A 17,610-nucleotide genomic window follows, 5' to 3' on the forward strand; every position below is an offset into this window, starting at 1 on the left:
TAGGACACTATGGCTGCATTACCATCCCTAAGACAGCTGTCATACCTCGTAACACTGTCTGAGACGCTGCATTTTACAGAAGCTGCTCGCCGCTCATTTGTTACCCAGTCAACTTTGTCTGGCGGTATTATGGAGCTGGAGCGTTTACTCGGTGGCGTTCTTGTTGAACGCGATCGCCAGAATGTACGTTTAACGCCGCTTGGTGAACAAGTGGTTGCACGTGCCCGTGTTCTACTGGCTGATGCTCAGGACTTAATGCGTTTAAGTCGTGAAATGAGTGAACCATTAACCGGTGATCTGCATCTTGGCGTTATTCCAACCATTGCCCCTTTCATCCTGTCGCAATTTCTGGATGAAGTGCATCAGCAGCTACCGAAAATTCAGCTACATTTACATGAAGCTCAAAGTGAGAAAATTGTAGAGAAACTGGAGCATGGTAATCTGGATATGGTGGTGCTAGCGCTGCCTTTCGATACCCGTAGCCTGAAAGTTGCTGAAATTGCCAAAGAGAATCTGTATCTGGTACATCACAAATCTGACCAGAATGCGGCTCAAGCCAAGTCTCTGGAAGATCTGGATCTGTCTCGCCTGATGCTGTTGGAAGAAGGCCATTGCTTGCGTGATCATGCATTGAGTGCCTGCCCGATTGGTGAGCGTAAAAATGATCATCGCCTGAAAGCAAGTTCATTACCGACGTTGATCGAAATGGTGTCTGCTGATCTTGGTTTTACCCTGTTGCCAGAAATTGCACTGCATACCAATATGATCAAAGCCAATCCGGATCTGCGCATTAATCCAATCAATGCTGCACCAAGCCGTACTCTGGCGCTGGTCACTCGTAAGAGCACACCGCTACAAAGCGAATTCGATGTGTTATTACAAATTTTGCAAAAAATTACTGCTCACGATGCAGCTTAATTAAGCCCTAATAAAAAAGGAGCACTTAGATTGCTCCTTTTTTATTGCCTACGTCTTCTGATAAATTTAATTTTTATAAATTCAGTCAATTAAAATGATTCAAAACCAATTTTTAAACTTTAACTATTTATAATATATAAAAATTAAATCCCTATTTCTTGGGATTGGCATTGAAACTAATTTAAGCCAAAATACATCTGTATATTAATTACTCTCAGGATAAGATTTCTTTGGCCTCATTTTTGCCTGCACCGGTATTATTGGTGCAACCTTATCCACCCCCGCTCTCTTCCAATCTTGATCTTGCATTGCTACAGCTCGGTTATCAACCGGATATGCTGTCCTATACCGATCATCTGTCTGCTCAATCCCATATTGAACAGTATCTTCCCAATCTCGTGTTATATGAGATTCATGAGAAAGCACAACTTAAGAATCTTAATATAATTCAAGCACGAATCCAGATTCCTCATCTGATTGCAGTTTTAGCTGATGATTCACCTGAAATGATTAATTTATTCTTGTCATCTGGCGTAGATCGATATCTGATTGCATCGCATCCTGTTTCAAAAATAGTAGCGAGCCTGAAAATTATCCTACGCGGTGGTTCCGATTTACATCCTGAATTAGCCCGTTATTTAGTGAGTCAGGAAACAAAAATACATTTTTTAAATCAGACTGAAGTACAGATTTTAAAGTATTTCAGCCAAGACCTGACTTTGGCCGAAATTCAAAACAGATTAAGTCTGCACGATTACCAGATTTATGCTGCTATTCGCAAAATCTATCAAAAACTCGCGAATCCATTTATCCATTCTCAAAATTAACAAAATATAAAAAAGGCTGAATTATCAGCCTTTTTAGTTTGCATAGAGTTATTTAAAGGTTTCCAGCAAGGTACGCTGTGCATTATGCGGTTGTTCACCTTCTGCAACTTGGGCACGCACCCAGGTTCCATCTCCTTGTAACAACCAGGCCTGCTGATTGTCTTTCAGGTAATTTAATAAGCCTTGCTGGTAAATGCGTTTCTTTAATGCTTCATCTTCAATCGGAAAACAGGCTTCTACACGATTAAACAGGTTACGATCCATCCAGTCTGCGCTTGAGCAATAAATGCGGGAATTGCCATTATTACTAAAATAAAATACGCGCGTATGTTCCAGGAAACGGCCGACGATTGAACGTACCCGAATATTCTCTGAAAGTCCCGGCAAGCCTGGACGTAGACAACAAATCGAGCGGATAATCAGATCAATCTGTACACCTGCTTGAGAAGCTTCATAAAGTTTGTTGATCAGTTGCAGTTCAGTTAAAGCATTGACCTTCACGATAATCTGGGCTTTCTTGCCCGCTTTAGCATTGGCAATTTCATTATCAATATAGTTGATGAGCTGGGCATGCAAGGTAAATGGCGCATGGAGCAGCTTTTTCAGCTTGGCCATTTTCCCCATTCCAGTCAATTCCTGGAAGATACGATGCACATCTTCACACAGATCCTTGTCTGTGGTTAACAAGCCATAATCTGTATAAATCCGTGCATTGCCCGCATGATAATTCCCGGTTCCCAGATGCACATAACGCACCAACTTGTTATTTTCTCGGCGTACCACCAGAATCATTTTGGCATGGGTTTTATAACCAACAATGCCATAGACCACGACAGCACCCGCTTCTTGCAGCACATTGGCAACTGCAATATTAGATTCTTCATCAAAACGTGCACGCAGCTCGATGACTGCAGTCACTTCCTTACCGTTACGGGCCGCTTCTGCCAGCACCTGCACGATCTCAGAATCTGGACCACTACGATACAATGTCTGCTTGATTGCCAGTACCTGAGGGTCACGTGCTGCTTCACGTAACAGCGTAATCACTGGTGCAAAAGATTCAAATGGATGATGTAGCAAAATATCCTGCTTCTGCATGGCACTGAAAACATTTTCAGATTTCTTCAGTACTTTAGGCAGAATTGGCGTATGTGAATCATAACGTAAATGTGGACGTTTGAAGTTGGACAGTAACCGCGCCAGATTAACCGGTCCTGCCACTTTATAGAGCTGTTCTTCATCCAGATCAAATTCTTCCAGCAGATATTCATAAATATGCTGCGGACAATTTTCAGTCACTTCCAGACGGACTGCACGACCAAAACGGCGCGAACTTAGCTCGCCTTTTAAGGCTTTGGCCAGGTCTTCAACATCTTCATTTAAGGCTAGATCGGCATTCCGGGTAACACGGAACTGATAGCAGCCAGTCGCGGTCATGCCCGGGAACAGGTCAGACACATGTTCATGAATGATGGCGGATAACATCACATGATGTTCTTTACCATCAGTCAGTTCATCCGGTAAACGCACAACACGTGGCAATGAACGTGGCGCAGGAACAACCGCAAGATCAATCTGACGGCCAAAGGCATCTTTCCCTTCGAGCGTCACAATAAAATTCAGGGATTTATTCACCAGACGTGGGAATGGATGTGCCGGATCAAGGCTAATAGGCGTAAGAACTGGAGCAACCTGTTCCTGAAAATATTTTTTCACCCAGGCCGATTGTGCCGGTGTTAGCTCTCCACGGCGCAAGAAGCAGATATCTTCCTCACGCAGTTTAGGCAAAATCTCTTCATTTAAAATACGGTACTGACGTTCAATGGCGGCATGTGCAGTTTCGGCAATCTGCTCTAATACTTGTTTTGGCGTCAAACCATCTGGACTGCGGCTTTCATTGCCCAAATCCAGTTGTTCCATGACGCCAGCCACACGAATTTCAAAAAACTCATCTAAATTACGTGAAAAGATCAGTAGAAAATTCATGCGTTCCAGCAAAGGATGCAGAGGATCAACCGCCTGTTCCAGCACTCGCAAATGGAAATCCAGAATAGACAGTTCACGATTAATGTAACGATCATTATAAGTATATTCGGTTGGTGCCGAAGTCGTACTGGCTGCCGTATTCATATCAAACCTACGCTATTTTCAAGTCTTGCTTATTGCTTTTAGTATGCTTCAAATTAATGACATTTTCATAAAAAAAGCCCAAATATTTGGGCTTTATCTTGATATTTTTATTTAAGGGATTTCAGCATAGCGCATATAACGCTGAATCATACGTTTACGTGCTTTTAGGGCTGATGCATTACGATGATCTTCAAAATATTTTGGATTGGTGAGAATCGCTGCCAGGAAGATGGCCTGATCACGAGTCAGGCGCTCTGCAGTCTTACCAAAATAATGTTTGGCTGCCGCTTCTGCTCCATAGATATTGTCTCCAAACTCAATCGAATTTAAATACACTTCCAGAATACGCTCTTTAGACCACATGCGCTCCATCATCCAAGTCGCGACAGCTTCCTGACCTTTACGCAGGAATGAACGCTTGTTGACGAGGAACAGGTTTTTAGCCAGCTGCTGGGAAATGGTTGACCCTCCTGCCACAACACGGCCTTCATTCTTGTTACGGCTGAGTGCAGTCTGAATACCATCCCAGTCAAAGCCATGATGGTGCATGAATTTTCCATCTTCTGCCGTCACTACCGCCTGCTTGAGATTGGTACTGATTTCATCATAAGGGCGCCACTGATGTTGAATGGGCTTGGAGGGTTCAGTCCAATAATCGATCCGCATCATCATGGTGGTATTCACTGGATTGGTTCGCCACCAGGCTAAACTTGCAAAAATCCACAGTTGAACAAGTAGAATCACACTGACAATCACGAGAAGGGTGCGGGTCAGAAAGGCTTTCATGTCAGTGCGTTACTCCTGAAAATTCAATTTTTCGTGTTAAGCTTATTCGAAATATACAATCACAGCAAAAAAATAGCATGCCTGAATATTCTCCCCCAACAACACATCGCAAACTGGAAATGCAGCTCTGGTGGATGACCGCACTCCTGATCTGTATCAATGTCGGCCTGTTTGGCTGGCAGGTTCTGAATGGAATGGACATCACACAGCCAAGTTCTCCAGATGCCATTCGCTGGGGAGCAGATTATGCACCTTTAACGTATTTAGCGGAACCCATACGCCTGTTTAGTAGCATGTTTTTTCATTTTGGCTTAATTCACCTGATGTTGAATATGTGGGCACTGTATATTTTTGGTAGTGTCGCTGAACAAATTTTTGGCCGGATCTATTTTACAGGTCTTTATATTTGTGCCGGCCTGATGGGTAGTTTGCTCAGTGGCTATATGAGTATCCAGGACAGTTATGCCTTAATCGAAGGCGGTGTAGCCAATCCTGGCTTATTGCCGGGTGTTAGTGCGGGTGCTTCGGGTGCAGTCATGGGTCTCGGTGCCTCCCTGACTGTTCTATCTTTACTGCCAATGTTGCCCCGTCAGCCTTTTATTCTGGATAAAAAAACGCTCGTAATGATCATGGGCCTTAACCTGGCGATGGGCTTTATGATCAGCGGAATTAACAATGCCGCACATATTGGCGGCATGATCATGGGGGCCGGACTAACAGCGCTCTGGTATCTTGGTCAGAAAATGCAGCGTGGCCGTTTGGTCAGTCTGGTTGCTTTACTGCTCGGCGTCGCTGCCTGTGTCGTGCTGTATCAATATAATCTGGCCCTGCTTGAACCGATCCGCCCACTATGGCAGGAAATTTTACAAATGCTACAACAGCAGTTGGCGGATCAGCCCGCAAGATAAATCTTATTGATTCATCTCACGCAGGCTTTGCAAGGGCGGAATTTCGGAAAGATAACTCAGACGATAACGCCCGATCAGGGTACATACCACAGTCATAAACACAGGCAGGATAATCCAGATTTCCCAATGGGGCTGGATGATCAGATCCATCTTATAGCTGGCAATGGCGCTGATCACTTCTGCAAACAGACATGAAACAATACCGGCGAATAGTCCGATAAAACCGATTTCCAGACTCATCATGGTTTTCAGCTTCTGTTTGGAACTACCAAAAGACCGGAGCAAAGCCACTTCACGTTTACGTTCATCCATGAGCAGGTTTAGACAGGCCATCAGTACCAGAAAACCGGATACGCTGACCAGCACAGCCAGAATGGTAATGATCTGCACCAGTACATTCACAATCCGTTTGATTTCTTCCAGAATCAGGCTGACATCAATAAATACCGTATTGGAAAACCGCTGAACCAGATTCACCAGTTTATCTTTATCTGTTTCCGGTACATAGAAACTGCCCAGATAACTGCCCGCATTGGCATCCATAGTATTCGGTGCAAAGATAAAGAAGAAGTTTGGACTAAAACTTTCCCACTCTACTGTTCTGAGGTTCACCACCTTGGCCTCAAGTATGCCTTCAGGCAAGCTAAAACTGAGCTTATCCCCCAGTTTGATGCCCAGCTCTTGTGCAGTATTGGCTTCGACCGAAACTTCACCCGGCTGTTTCAATCCTGCCTCCCCTTGCACAATGACATTATCCTGAGGATAGCGGTCCGATTGAGTCAGATTCAGTTCACGTCTTAAGGTATTACTCTGCTTGACCAGTTCAGCAGCAAAAGGATGATCATTTTTCGCCACCAGACGCCCGCGAATATTGGGATAAAGCGGCGTGCTTTTCCAGCCATTCTGTTCTAACTGAGCTTTTAAGTCAGGCATATCAAAAGGCGGCAGACCATAGACAAACTGGTTGGGTGTCCCTTCCGGCAACTGTTGCTGCCATCGATCAAGTAAATCTGTACGCAGTACAGCCAGCACACTAATCAAACTGAGTCCTAAAGCTAAGGCAGTAATCTGTAAAGCGGTCTGATACGGTGTCCGTACATAGGCAGACAGATTGAATTTCAGATTACGCAGCAGTTTTAAAATACTCCAGACCGTAAAATACAGTACGGCGCAAAGCAGAATAATGGCCCCAATCACCCAAGCTGTCAGCACGATATTTTCCGTTAAAATTACACTGAAAATAATCAGACTTAAGGTTCCGGTCAGTAACATCCACAACATCGAATGGACGGATTTTTCCTGCTGACGAATGACCCGAATTGGGGGAGTATTTAACAGCTGAAACAAACTCGGCATGACAAAGCCCAATAACACCACAGCACTGGTCAGCATGGCAATTGGCAATGGTCCCAGCAGCATCGCCGTAGCAGAAAACTCAAGCTGCAAGTTTGGAATCAGCTGTAGCATGAGTTGCAGCAAGCCATAACCTAATGCAACACCTATCACGCTACCAATCAGCATGGCGATTAAAAGCACTAAACCCAGCAAAGCCAGATAAGCGGCCAGAATCTGATTTTTGGTCGCGCCAATACAACGCATCAGGGCAATATGATCCTGGTTCTGCTGTACATAGCGTTGTGCGGTTAAAGCAATGGCAATCCCGCATAATAAAATGGTGAGAATATTGGCCAGTTGCAGAAAAGTATCCAGATTGGCAATTGGTTTCATTAAACGGGTATTGCCTTCGCTGGCATTACGCAAGCGTAGACTGCCCTGCTGTTCCAGTTCTTGTCCCTCAACCTCAGCATCTGCTTCACCTGAAGTCCCATTTTCAGATTTTATCTTCTGCTTGAACCAGGTTTCATATTGCCGGGTATCGGCTGGATTGCCTGCCATTAATAAACGGTAATCAATCCGGCTACCGACCTGAATCGCATTGGTGCGCGCCACTTCTGACTGAGCAATAATCACAGTCGGCGAAAAGCCAGAAAAACCCAGCTCCTGATTAGAATCCTGCTCAATTTTTGCAGTAACCTTAAATTTGGCATCGGCGATATTCAGTTCATCACCTAGTTTGACCTTGAGCAGATCCATGGCCCGTGAACTCAGCCAGATTTCCCCCGCTTGGATTTTATCTGCTGCAGGCTGAACCCGTAGCTCTCCTCGTAAAGGAAAAGCCTGATCAATAGCCTTAACATTGACCATGACAAACTGATCATTGGTATAAGCCATCGTACTGAAAAATGTGACTTCAGATTGCTGTAAATCGAGCTGCCTGGCCTGATCACGCCATTCCTGAGCTAGCGGCTCATTATCAGAAAGTACCAAATCTCCCGCCAGCATTTCAGCTGCCTGTAAAGCAACGGCGTTCTGAATCTGTTCATTACTGAACTTTAGTGCCGTTGTGGCACTAATCGCTAAGGTCAGCGCGATGATTAGCAGATAAATCCCTGTCGTATTAAAACTTTGTCTGAGTAAAGGACGAAACAGATGCTGCATATCAGCCTCCACTCGCATGTTCAATCAGCTGACCATTGACCAGTTCAAAATGACGCTGGCATTGTTGGGCCAGATCAGGATCATGGGTAACCAGAACCAGCGTGGTGCCTAATTCGCGATTTAACTGAAAGAGCAGCTGTTCAATTTCCTGAGCGGTTTCCCCATCCAGATTACCTGTCGGTTCATCAGCAAATATGATTTTGGGTTCACTGACCAATGCGCGGGCAATAGCGACACGTTGCTGCTCCCCACCCGACAGTACTTTTGGTGTTTGCTGAGCCTGACGGTCTAATCCGACCTTTTGTAGCAATGCCAGCGCCTTTTGTTCGGCATCACTATATTTAAAATCTAGCTGTAAACGTAAAGGCAGCATGACATTTTCAAGTGCCGTAAGATGAGGTAAAAGCTGGAAAGACTGAAATACAAAGCCAATATTTTTTAGCCGGACTAAAGCACGCTGTTCTTCATTCAAGTTCGATACCAGCTCTCCACAAACCGTTAACTGCCCGGAACTAGCCTGATCTAAAGTGGCCAAAATGCCCAGTAAAGTTGACTTTCCTGAACCTGAACGCCCAGTAATGGCGACCTGTTCTCCAGTCAAAATTTCCAGCGAAAGATCTTCAAAAATAGTCAGTTGTTTTTGTGAAAGTTGTATCTTTTGTGTCAATTTCTGGGCAGAAATAATCGCTTGTGGCATGATGGTCGAATCGTTGCTGCTTTGAATCATACGTGTCCTATATGAAAGATCTAAATCAGAAAAATCGTGTATTGCCTTGCCTGGTATTCTTTGGACTGTGCCTGATTCCTTTTAGTCTGTCGGCAAAGACCATTATGATTGTGGGTGACAGTATAAGTGCTGGTTATGGCATGCAACCACAGCAAGGTTGGGTACATTTATTACAAAAGCGTTTGGACCAACACTATCCGAAACAGCATAAAGTGGTCAATGCAAGTGTGAGCGGTGAAACCACCAGTGGTGCCTTGGCAAGGCTGCCGAAACTGCTACAGACGCACCGTCCAGATATTGTGGTGATTGAGCTTGGCGGGAATGATGGCCTGCGTGGGCAGCCACCCCAAATGATTCAAAAGAATTTAGCAGCTCTGGTACAACAAAGTCAGAAAGCCAAGGCGAATGTGGTTGTTTTTGGAATGAAAATGCCACCAAATTATGGCCAGGCATATAGTAAGGCTTTTGAAAATAACTATAAGGTGGTCAGTCAGCAGTATAAGGTCAAACTACTACCCTTCTTTATGCAAGGCGTCGCTGGCAATAAAAGTCTGATGCAACAGGATCAGATTCATCCCAACACCAAAGCCCAGACTATTTTATTAAATAATGCTTATCCTTATATTAAAGGCGCCCTCTAAGGCGCCTTTAACTGAATCAAATCTTAAAATTTTCTTAGAAGTCAAAGAAAGTTACTTCACCGGTTTCAAGTGAATATTCTGCACCAATCACCTGTAACTTACCTTTAGCAATCAGGCTTTCTAGAACTGCAGAACCATGACGTAATTGATTTACTGAAGCAAATACATTGGAACGGACTGCATGTTTAGATAGTTTATTCAGGTCATCTTTCAGTTCAGTCTGCATTAGAATTTCAACTGATGGACGTACACGGTTCACGATTGACATCAGATTTGCAGATGGCGGCGTTGCTGGATTGGTTAATGCTTCAATTGTTGAATGAATAGCGCCACAATGTGTATGACCCAAGACAATTACAATCGGACAGCCAAAACTTTCTGCTGCGAATTCGACACTACCGACTTGAGACGGTGCAACAATATTACCTGCTACCCGAATGACAAACAGATCACCTAGCCCTTGGTCAAAGACCATTTCTGCGGGTACACGTGAATCTGAACATCCTAAAACAATAGCAAATGGTTCCTGACTTTCTGCCATCTCAGCACGTTGCTGATGCGATAATAATTTTAAATGCTGCGTTTCACCATTGACAAAGCGCTGGTTACCCTTTTTAAGACGATCTATAGCTTCCTGAGCTGTGAGCATTCTTTTTTACCATCGATGTTTTTAGTGGGAATATCTTACTGCTAGATTTTTTGAATGTCACTTGCAAAAAAAATTAGCTGTAAAATTTTTAGCGCTTTGATGATTTCTTGTTCTGATAATTTTTCTGTGAAGTTCATCACGTTTTTTGGGCAGTTTTTCTGCTCAAGCTAATAATTAACAGATGTACAATATTAAGGAATGCTTTAAAATAAGTGAAAGATTACGATTTGATTCATCTATAAATTGCAAATCGATAACACGGAAGTATTTTGAGCGTTTTTGCTCAGTTTTTTCAGGGGACAGTGCTAATGAAGAAAATAATAAAATTGCGCTCAAAAATTATCTATTCCACTTTAGTCGCTCTGGGTCTTAGCCTATCTAGCCTGAGCCATAGCCAATATCTGTTTACGCCGCCGAAAGCCAAGTCTGCCGAAGTTTTACAGCTGTATCTGAGCCAGCAACGCATCCAGGCGGGTCTACAATCCAAAACCTTAAAAATCGGTGATGTGACCTGGAGTTATAGCGAAGGCGGGGCAAAAAACAAACCCTCGATTATCCTGATTCATGGACTGGCAGGTACACGCGACAACTGGAATCGTGTCGCCCAGTTTTTGACGCCCTATTATCATGTCATCATTCCAGATTTGCCGAGCAATGGCGATACCCGGATTCCAGCAGATTTTGACTTGTCTGTACCCAATGTCACTTCGCAATTACGTGCCTTTGTCGAAACCCTGAAGATTGAAAAAAATCTGCATGTCGCTGGCCATTCTCTAGGCGGTTCAATTGCGACAGTTTATGCATCCCAATACCCTTTCGATACCCAAAGCCTGTTTCTAGTAAATAGTGCCGGCATCTATAAAATGGGCAATACGCCTTATACCAAAGACCCGCATGCGCTTAAAGACCTGATTGTCAGTAAACCGGGTGATCTGGAAGATGTTTCCAAACAGCTAATGCAGAATCCACCAGCGTTGCCTTACCAGTTAAGACATGCACAAGAAAAATTGCTGATTGCCCGTTCTGAACAAACCAGCAAATCGATTGATCAGGTGGTGATGCTTAACCGGCTGTATACGCCTGATACTTTTGCCCGCCTGACCCGTACAGTGGAAGCGCCTACCTTGATTCTATGGGGCAAACAGGACCGGATTATTAATGTCGAAGTGGTAAAAGAGCTTTATTCTCTGCTGAAACGTGCCGAAACTCCGGTGATTTTAAATAATGTTGGTCATATGCCGATTCTGGAAGCAGAGAAACAGGTTGCCCAACATTATTTGCCTTTCCTGGCCAAGACACAGACCCTAAAAAATCCACTTGCTGATAAACTCATTCCTTTCAATTAAGTTTCAGAGAAGTTATGCAGAAACACCCGATGATTGAGCAGTTGATTGATGCTCAACTTGATTTTCTTGATCAGGTATTTTCTCAATCTGAAACCATTCAAAGCGAGTTTCATGAGTTTTATCTCTGGTTGCGCAAGCAGACCCTAAAAGATCTGTGGAGCTGTGAACTGATCAATCAGCTGCTACAAAAGCAGATTCTGGATACTGCTGCCAGTTCTTTTCTAATTGAGCAGATTGCCGAACATATCCGTTTTGCACTGGTCCATCCGGCCAATGATACAACCAAAATCGCCGATGTCATTCCGGTACTGACCATTGATAAAATTGCACAATATGTGGCCAGCAAAAGTGGTCACCGTCAGCGCCTGATCAAAGCGGTGGTGAATAACCCTGCTTTCTCGGCCATGATTACGCAACTGATCCAGCATTCAATTCAGGATTATCTGGACAATTCTGTAATAGCCAAGAGTGTTCCGGGCGTTTCCCGCTTCATGAAAATGGGCAAATCTGTTCTGGAAAATGTTACGGATTCCAGTCTGGACAATACAGTTGCCCGTTATTTGCAAAAAAATATTTTAAAACTCAGCCAAATGAGTGAGCATGTGCTGAACCAGCACTTTGATGATGACAAGCTATACCATTTTCAGGCCAATCTCTGGCATAAGATCAAAGACATGCCGCTGTCCGTGCTCAAGAACTATATTGAAACCCAGGATCTGAACCAGACGGTGAGTTTAGGGCACGAGATCTGGGATCATATGCGCCAGACGGAATATATGCAGCAGCAACTGCATGACGGGATTTATACCTGGTATGTACGCAATCAGGAACATACCTTTGACCAATTATTGCGTGATCTAAATATTGATGAAGCATTGATTCAACATGAATTGAATGAATTGCTGACACCGATTATTCAGCAGATGATTCATCAGGGCTATTTGCGTGAACGTGCCCGTGCTTATCTGGAAAAATTCTACTATGCAGAAAATACTTTAAAAATTTTAAAGATTGAAGACTAAAAAAAGCCGCTAGAAAGCGGCTTTTTTTATTAGGTATTTTTAGAATTTTGCATTCAAGCTGATACCGTAACGACGGCCATCCAAAAGCTGATCGCCATCAATATCTTCAGCTTTTTCATCAAGGATGTTATATACGCCAAATTTACCTGTTAAGTTTGGGCTAAATTTATAGTTAAAACCCACATCTACAAACTGATAACCAGGATTAGGTTCAGCCATCGAAGTACGGCTCAGGTAAGCTGAAGTTTCAGAACGATAATGCAAACGGCTCCATACATTCAGTGCATCATTTAAATCATAATCCACGCCGATATTAAATATATGTTCCGGCATCTGGTTCAATGGCTGACCTTTAAAATCACCTGATTTAAACTCTGAATCGGTATAGGTATAGTTGGCAGTTAAAGTCGTGTAATCATTCAAGTCAGCTTCTACAGTTGCTTCTACACCGCGAATTTCTGCTTTATCGACGTTAATCCGCTCACTGATAAAGTAGAATGGAATATCCCCTTCAAAACAGCTCCAGCTCTGCCAGTTATTACGGTTTGTGGTTGTACCATCAGTATCGGTTTCACAGGCACGAACTTCCGTAATCCGGTCTTCATATTTGGTGATAAAGCCCGTAAGTGATGTATTGATATAATCATTTTTCCAGTTAAAACCTAATTCAGTCGATACGCTTGATTCAGGTTCCAAGTCTGGATTGGCACGGATAATGCCACGACCTGTTGGTAATGGAGAACCGCCACCACCCGTTACGCTATAGAAGCCTTCAGTAGCTGCACGGATATCAGGCTGTTTATAACCGGTTGCTACACCGCCTTTTACAACGAAATTATCATTTACAGAATAGACGCCATAAAGTCGTGGTGATAAATGGCCGCTATAGTTTTCATCATGGTCATAACGTAGACCAGCCGTTAAGTCGAAACGATCCGTCATACTCCAGGTATCTTCGAGGAAGGCAGCAGCAGACCAGCGTGTAAGCTCACTAAATTCAGGCGCATTTGGATTACGGTTCGTTGCTTTATCGACCAGTTTTTCATCCTTGAAATATCCGCCGAAGGACAAGGTATGATCGCCTAATAACCAGTTCCACTGACTGTTCGCCGTCCAGGTATCCAGCGTGATTCCTTTAGTTCCCAGCTCGGTATTGCCACGATCCGGGTTCTTTGAATTTTCATATTGGATATAGGATGAGCTGTCCAAATTATCGCTATAACGGCCATTATGTGTCACTGAATAAACATTACGGTAATTACGCGAGAAAGAGTCTTCTGCCCCTTGAGCTGGCTCTACCGTTTTTCCTACCGATGTCGTCGATTCCTGCTGAACAAAATTGGCTTCAAGCTGTACATCATGATCATCATTAATTGCATAGGTCAGACGTGAATTTAAGCTTTCACGTTCTGTTCCACGGAAACCACCCACATAATTATCTTCTGTACGTTCTTGTTTATTAACTGCCAGTTGCAAGCCAAGCTTATCTGCAATTAAAGGGCCTGTCAGATAGGCAGAACCATTTTTAATGTCACCTGAACGGTTACTGTCCTGAACGATGGTTCCTAATTCAACATTCCCAGACCATTCATCCGATACTTTTTTGGTAATGATATTGACCACCCCACCCATCGCATCTGAACCGTATAGCGTTGAAGCAGGACCACGGATAATTTCAATACGCTCAATGGCAGCAATCGGTGGTAGAATATTTTTTTCAAAACCGCCATCATCACCATTCGGGTTCACATCCTTGCCATATTGACGTTTACCATCTACCAGGAACAAAGTGTAGTTTGAGCTCATCCCGCGGATACTAATGGTTTGTGCCGATCCCGCACCTGAAACTACTACCCCTGGGGCATTACGTAATACATCCGTAATATCGTTATATTCGCGTTTATCTAATTCTTCACGATCAATCACTGTAATGGATGCTGGCGCTTTAGCAAGATCCTGCTCATAGCCTGTTGCAGTCACCACAATCGTTTGCAGTTTTGTTGCTTCAGCTTGCGGAACAGCTGTTTCTTCTACTGCAAATGTATTACCCGTCATCGCTGTAAATACAGCAAAAGCTATAGTCGATTTCATAAACGGCTTACTCATATTCGAAGGTGCCCCAAAAGTTGATTTATGAAGAAATATTGCTGGAATTGTGACGCATTGTAACAAAAGTAATTATAAATACAATCACTATTGATAATTATTATCATTACTAACTACAAATAAAAAAATACCCCGATCATTCGAGGTATTTCTTACAAGCTAAATTTTATTAGAGACTTATTTGAAATAAGCACCTTCAGCTTGGGTATGGTCAGTCTGGTCAACGACACGTGCCAACTCAGGAATGTGCTGTTTCAAGGTCGTTTCAACGCCTTGTTTTAAAGTCACATCAATTGCTGAACAACCCTGACAACCACCACCAAACTTAAGAACTGCAGTTAAGCCATGCTCAGGATCTTCAACCACTTCAACCAGTGCACAGTTACCACCGTGACCTGCCAGACCCGGGTTAATTTCTGACTGAAGCACATAGGTAATACGCTCTTCTACAGAGGCATCAGGACCGACGCGTGGCACTTTAGAGTTTGGTGCACGGAAAGTCAGCTGACCACCAAAACGGTCTTTATTGTAGTCAATAACTGCATCTAGCAAGTATGGAATTGACGGAGAGTCAATATAGGCCGGAAAATCTGGATATTCCTGCTTATAGTCTGTAGGTACAACCTCATCAGGTGCACTATAAGCCATGCAACATTCAGCGCGCGGTGTACCCGGATTTTCTACAAACACACGTACGCCAATACCTGGTGTATTCTGTTTGTCCAATAGATCCTTTAAATACTCTTGTGCTGTCGGTGTAATCAAAAGATTTGGAATTTCTTCTGCAACCGGAGTGTTGCTGTTCTCAGTCGACATAACAATAATTTCCTCAAGCTGAAGCTGCTATTTTAACTGAAGATGCGGGGTAATTATAAAAATTCAACCAAAATTGTCGGATTTATTATAAAAGTCGCACTTTAGATTTGTTTTAATGGCATGATCATTGTCAAATAGATAGAACCAGAATTACTTATATGCTTGATTTACCTTTTAATCATACCGTCACTATTATTCTGATCACCTGTATTGTTTCTTTTATTGCTTTTTCAAAAGAAACGGTAATGAATCGTCTGATTTTCTGGCCGCCTGCCATGCAACGTGGTCAATATGACCGTTTCATTACCCATGGTTTTATCCATGCAGATGGCACGCATTTACTATTCAATATGATCACGCTGTTCTTTTTCGGCAGCATTATTGAAAGTTTTTATCGCCAGTATTTATATGATCTGGGCTTTATCCTGTTTTATCTAGGTGGTCTGGTTGCAGCGATTCTGCCAAGTTATCTGAAACATAAAAATGATGCGCGCTGGGCCAGCTTGGGTGCTTCCGGTGCAGTATCCGCGGTTCTGTTCGCTTATATTCTGTTTGAACCATGGAAGCTGATTTTCGTATTCTTTATTCCCGTACCTGCGATTATTTTTGCTGTTTTATATGTGGCCTATAGCATTTGGTCGGGCAAACGTGGCAACAGCAATATTAATCACAGTGCCCATCTTTGGGGTGCAGCTTATGGTGTGGTGATGACGATTATTCTGGAGCCACGACTTATTCCGCATTTCCTGAATAAATTGACTCAAATCCCCTTCTAAAGTTTTGAATGATTAAGGGATAGCAAATATCCCTTTTTTAATCATTCACATATGAAAATGATTTTCATTTCTACCAATTATGCTAATCTTGTCGCGAATTTAGAGGAATAAACATGAAATTTAAGACTTTAGCATTTGCCACAATATTAGGACTGACGACTTCCTTTACAGTTTCTGCACAGGTCACTTTCGACTATAAAGACCAAAATATTCAACTCAAAAAAACCCCGAAAAAGATCGCAGTATATGACCTTTCGGCACTGGATATCTTGAATACACTAGGGCTTGAAGCTCAGCTGGTGCCTTCTGCAAGCTTTGCAGGCAACTTAAGCAAATACCAGCAGGACAAATTCACCAAAGCTGGTTCTCTGTTTGAACCGGATCTCAATGTACTAAAAGCTGCTAAACCCGACCTGATTATTGTCGGTGGCCGTTCGGCTTCTAAAGCCGAGGCTGTTAAAGGTATTGCTCCGACTTTAAACCTTTCTCCAGATACTAGCCAATATATTGTCGATCTGACGGAACGTACCCATGTCTTGGCTCGTGCATTTGGTAAAGAGAAAATTGCTACTGAAAAGCTCGGTAAAATTGCAACGCTGCAGCAACAGCTTAAAAAGCAAACTGAAGACAAAACTGCACTGATGTTGTTTGCGGTTGGTGAAAACTTTATGCCACATGCAGAAAATGACCGTTTTGGCTTTGTTTATGAATTAGCAGGTTTTAAACCAGTCTTGGATCCATCTGAACAGTCAGATGCACCCCGTCCAGAAGCCGGCTCTCCGGAAGCATTGAAAGCAGCGGAGAAAAATGTTCAGCGTATTACAGCAGCCGTTGAGAAGAATCCTGATTACATCATTGTCCTGGATCGTGGTGCGGTGAATACCCAGAAATACACCGCTCAGGATAATATTCAGAAACACCCTGCCCTAAAAAATGCCAAAGCCTTGGCAGAGAAAAAAGTGATCTATGTGAATGCTGATGCCTAGTACATCACTGGTGCAGGTTTGGACAATACCGCTTTCATGCTGGAAGAACTCATTAAAGGCACAGCGAATTAATTTTTAACCCATTACTAAAAAGGAAGCTTCAAGCCACTGCTGTCCCACAATTTTTCACAAGAGGAAGCTCATTTGAGCTTCCTCTTGTTTTATGGGTATTTTATCGGGTGAAAATAAAGCTTTTAAAGTTCTTCTTTCAAACAAATTCACTTGAATTATTCTGAGTAAACGTTGAACTGTCCAACCTGTTTTTCCTAAATGTTGAGCGAAACTCACCAATAAATAGGCGATCATCGCAATCCAGATTTGTGTCTGAATTGCGTTCCTGCTGCGACCTAGAAACGCTTTTAATTTGAGATTCTGCTTAATCGCCTTAAAGAACAGCTCAACTTTCCAACGATCTTTATAAATCGCCGCAATGGTGGAGGCGGCTAAATGAAAGTTATTGCTGAGAAAGCTAA

General features: G+C 43.1%; 16 protein-coding genes. 8 read left to right on the forward strand and 8 right to left on the reverse strand.

Annotated elements, in window-relative coordinates; translation table 11 throughout:
* Positions 1-9 precede the first annotated feature (9 nt).
* Both oxyR and FTV18_RS03260 read left to right on the forward strand, forming a co-directional pair.
* Positions 10-918, forward strand: coding sequence for a LysR family transcriptional regulator OxyR (gene oxyR / locus FTV18_RS03255; protein WP_005234587.1), 909 nt, complete (start codon positions 10-12; stop codon positions 916-918).
* 230 nt (positions 919-1,148) lie between these two features.
* Positions 1,149-1,745 carry a DNA-binding response regulator gene (locus FTV18_RS03260; RefSeq protein WP_159122824.1) on the forward strand — a complete coding sequence of 199 codons (597 nt, stop codon included), beginning with the start codon at positions 1,149-1,151 and terminating at the stop codon, positions 1,743-1,745.
* Positions 1,746-1,793: 48 nt separating this feature from the next.
* Here FTV18_RS03260 and ppk1 read toward each other — a convergent pair whose 3' ends face one another.
* Positions 1,794-3,875, reverse strand: coding sequence for a polyphosphate kinase 1 (gene ppk1 / locus FTV18_RS03265; protein WP_034704182.1), 2,082 nt, complete (start codon positions 3,873-3,875; stop codon positions 1,794-1,796).
* A 111-nt stretch (positions 3,876-3,986) separates the two neighbouring features.
* Positions 3,987-4,661 carry a monofunctional biosynthetic peptidoglycan transglycosylase gene (gene mtgA / locus FTV18_RS03270; protein WP_180016784.1) on the reverse strand — a complete coding sequence of 225 codons (675 nt, stop codon included), beginning with the start codon at positions 4,659-4,661 and terminating at the stop codon, positions 3,987-3,989.
* Between the two features lie 77 nt (positions 4,662-4,738).
* Here mtgA and FTV18_RS03275 point away from each other — a divergent pair, with 77 nt between their 5' ends.
* Positions 4,739-5,569 carry a rhomboid family intramembrane serine protease gene (locus FTV18_RS03275; protein WP_180016782.1) on the forward strand — a complete coding sequence of 277 codons (831 nt, stop codon included), beginning with the start codon at positions 4,739-4,741 and terminating at the stop codon, positions 5,567-5,569.
* A 3-nt stretch (positions 5,570-5,572) separates the two neighbouring features.
* Here FTV18_RS03275 and FTV18_RS03280 read toward each other — a convergent pair whose 3' ends face one another.
* Complete coding sequence (locus FTV18_RS03280; RefSeq protein WP_180016780.1) at positions 5,573-8,068, reverse strand: ABC transporter permease; 2,496 nt, start codon at positions 8,066-8,068, stop codon at positions 5,573-5,575.
* 1 nt (position 8,069) lies between these two features.
* The gene (locus FTV18_RS03285) at positions 8,070-8,795 is read right to left on the reverse strand and encodes an ABC transporter ATP-binding protein (protein WP_034170433.1); all 726 of its coding nucleotides are present in this window, start codon (positions 8,793-8,795) and stop codon (positions 8,070-8,072) included.
* 11 nt (positions 8,796-8,806) lie between these two features.
* Between FTV18_RS03285 and FTV18_RS03290 the strand changes: the two genes are divergently transcribed.
* Complete coding sequence (locus tag FTV18_RS03290; protein ID WP_179992124.1) at positions 8,807-9,436, forward strand: arylesterase; 630 nt, start codon at positions 8,807-8,809, stop codon at positions 9,434-9,436.
* A 34-nt stretch (positions 9,437-9,470) separates the two neighbouring features.
* Here FTV18_RS03290 and FTV18_RS03295 read toward each other — a convergent pair whose 3' ends face one another.
* The gene (locus FTV18_RS03295; protein WP_004783034.1) at positions 9,471-10,085 is read right to left on the reverse strand and encodes a carbonic anhydrase; all 615 of its coding nucleotides are present in this window, start codon (positions 10,083-10,085) and stop codon (positions 9,471-9,473) included.
* Between the two features lie 308 nt (positions 10,086-10,393).
* Here FTV18_RS03295 and FTV18_RS03300 point away from each other — a divergent pair, with 308 nt between their 5' ends.
* Together FTV18_RS03300 and FTV18_RS03305 are read left to right on the forward strand one after the other, a co-directional pair.
* Positions 10,394-11,431 (forward strand): alpha/beta fold hydrolase, encoded by a 1,038-nt coding sequence (locus FTV18_RS03300; RefSeq protein ID WP_180016778.1) that lies wholly within the window; start codon positions 10,394-10,396, stop codon positions 11,429-11,431.
* A gap of 14 nt (positions 11,432-11,445) precedes the next feature.
* Entirely contained in the window at positions 11,446-12,453 is a 1,008-nt protein-coding gene (locus FTV18_RS03305) for a hypothetical protein (protein WP_180016776.1), read from the forward strand.
* Between the two features lie 39 nt (positions 12,454-12,492).
* Here the strand turns inward: FTV18_RS03305 and FTV18_RS03310 are convergent, their stop codons facing one another.
* Both FTV18_RS03310 and nfuA read right to left on the reverse strand, forming a co-directional pair.
* Complete coding sequence (locus FTV18_RS03310) at positions 12,493-14,559, reverse strand: TonB-dependent receptor domain-containing protein (protein ID WP_180016774.1); 2,067 nt, start codon at positions 14,557-14,559, stop codon at positions 12,493-12,495.
* Positions 14,560-14,736: 177 nt separating this feature from the next.
* Positions 14,737-15,375 (reverse strand): Fe-S biogenesis protein NfuA, encoded by a 639-nt coding sequence (nfuA, locus tag FTV18_RS03315; RefSeq protein ID WP_004783039.1) that lies wholly within the window; start codon positions 15,373-15,375, stop codon positions 14,737-14,739.
* 158 nt (positions 15,376-15,533) lie between these two features.
* Here nfuA and FTV18_RS03320 point away from each other — a divergent pair, with 158 nt between their 5' ends.
* Together FTV18_RS03320 and FTV18_RS03325 are read left to right on the forward strand one after the other, a co-directional pair.
* Positions 15,534-16,151, forward strand: coding sequence for a rhomboid family intramembrane serine protease (locus tag FTV18_RS03320; protein WP_004783040.1), 618 nt, complete (start codon positions 15,534-15,536; stop codon positions 16,149-16,151).
* A 113-nt stretch (positions 16,152-16,264) separates the two neighbouring features.
* On the forward strand, positions 16,265-17,137 hold the full coding sequence (locus tag FTV18_RS03325; protein WP_257218568.1) for an ABC transporter substrate-binding protein: 873 nt from the start codon (positions 16,265-16,267) through the stop codon (positions 17,135-17,137).
* A gap of 126 nt (positions 17,138-17,263) precedes the next feature.
* On the opposite strand, the gene FTV18_RS03330 is transcribed toward FTV18_RS03325, so the two are convergent.
* On the reverse strand, positions 17,264-17,610 hold a 347-nt coding region (locus tag FTV18_RS03330), incomplete at its 5' end, for an IS4 family transposase (RefSeq protein WP_016807026.1).

Source organism: Acinetobacter sp. YH12241 (genome assembly GCF_013417535.1).
GTDB lineage: Bacteria > Pseudomonadota > Gammaproteobacteria > Pseudomonadales > Moraxellaceae > Acinetobacter.

Excerpts from the sequence above, each read along its gene's own strand:
- FTV18_RS03280 (WP_180016780.1), bottom strand. The coding sequence starts at position 8,068 with ATGCAGCATCTGTTTCGTCCTTTACTCAGACAAAGTTTTAATACGACA.
- FTV18_RS03275 (WP_180016782.1), top strand. The coding sequence starts at position 4,739 with ATGCCTGAATATTCTCCCCCAACAACACATCGCAAACTGGAAATGCAG.
- FTV18_RS03310 (WP_180016774.1), bottom strand. The coding sequence starts at position 14,559 with ATGAGTAAGCCGTTTATGAAATCGACTATAGCTTTTGCTGTATTTACA.
- FTV18_RS03295 (WP_004783034.1), bottom strand. The coding sequence starts at position 10,085 with ATGCTCACAGCTCAGGAAGCTATAGATCGTCTTAAAAAGGGTAACCAG.
- FTV18_RS03320 (WP_004783040.1), top strand. The coding sequence starts at position 15,534 with ATGCTTGATTTACCTTTTAATCATACCGTCACTATTATTCTGATCACC.
- FTV18_RS03290 (WP_179992124.1), top strand. The coding sequence starts at position 8,807 with ATGAAAGATCTAAATCAGAAAAATCGTGTATTGCCTTGCCTGGTATTC.
- nfuA (WP_004783039.1), bottom strand. The coding sequence starts at position 15,375 with ATGTCGACTGAGAACAGCAACACTCCGGTTGCAGAAGAAATTCCAAAT.
- mtgA (WP_180016784.1), bottom strand. The coding sequence starts at position 4,661 with ATGAAAGCCTTTCTGACCCGCACCCTTCTCGTGATTGTCAGTGTGATT.
- FTV18_RS03300 (WP_180016778.1), top strand. The coding sequence starts at position 10,394 with ATGAAGAAAATAATAAAATTGCGCTCAAAAATTATCTATTCCACTTTA.
- FTV18_RS03305 (WP_180016776.1), top strand. The coding sequence starts at position 11,446 with ATGCAGAAACACCCGATGATTGAGCAGTTGATTGATGCTCAACTTGAT.
- ppk1 (WP_034704182.1), bottom strand. The coding sequence starts at position 3,875 with ATGAATACGGCAGCCAGTACGACTTCGGCACCAACCGAATATACTTAT.
- FTV18_RS03325 (WP_257218568.1), top strand. The coding sequence starts at position 16,265 with ATGAAATTTAAGACTTTAGCATTTGCCACAATATTAGGACTGACGACT.
- oxyR (WP_005234587.1), top strand. The coding sequence starts at position 10 with ATGGCTGCATTACCATCCCTAAGACAGCTGTCATACCTCGTAACACTG.
- FTV18_RS03285 (WP_034170433.1), bottom strand. The coding sequence starts at position 8,795 with ATGATTCAAAGCAGCAACGATTCGACCATCATGCCACAAGCGATTATT.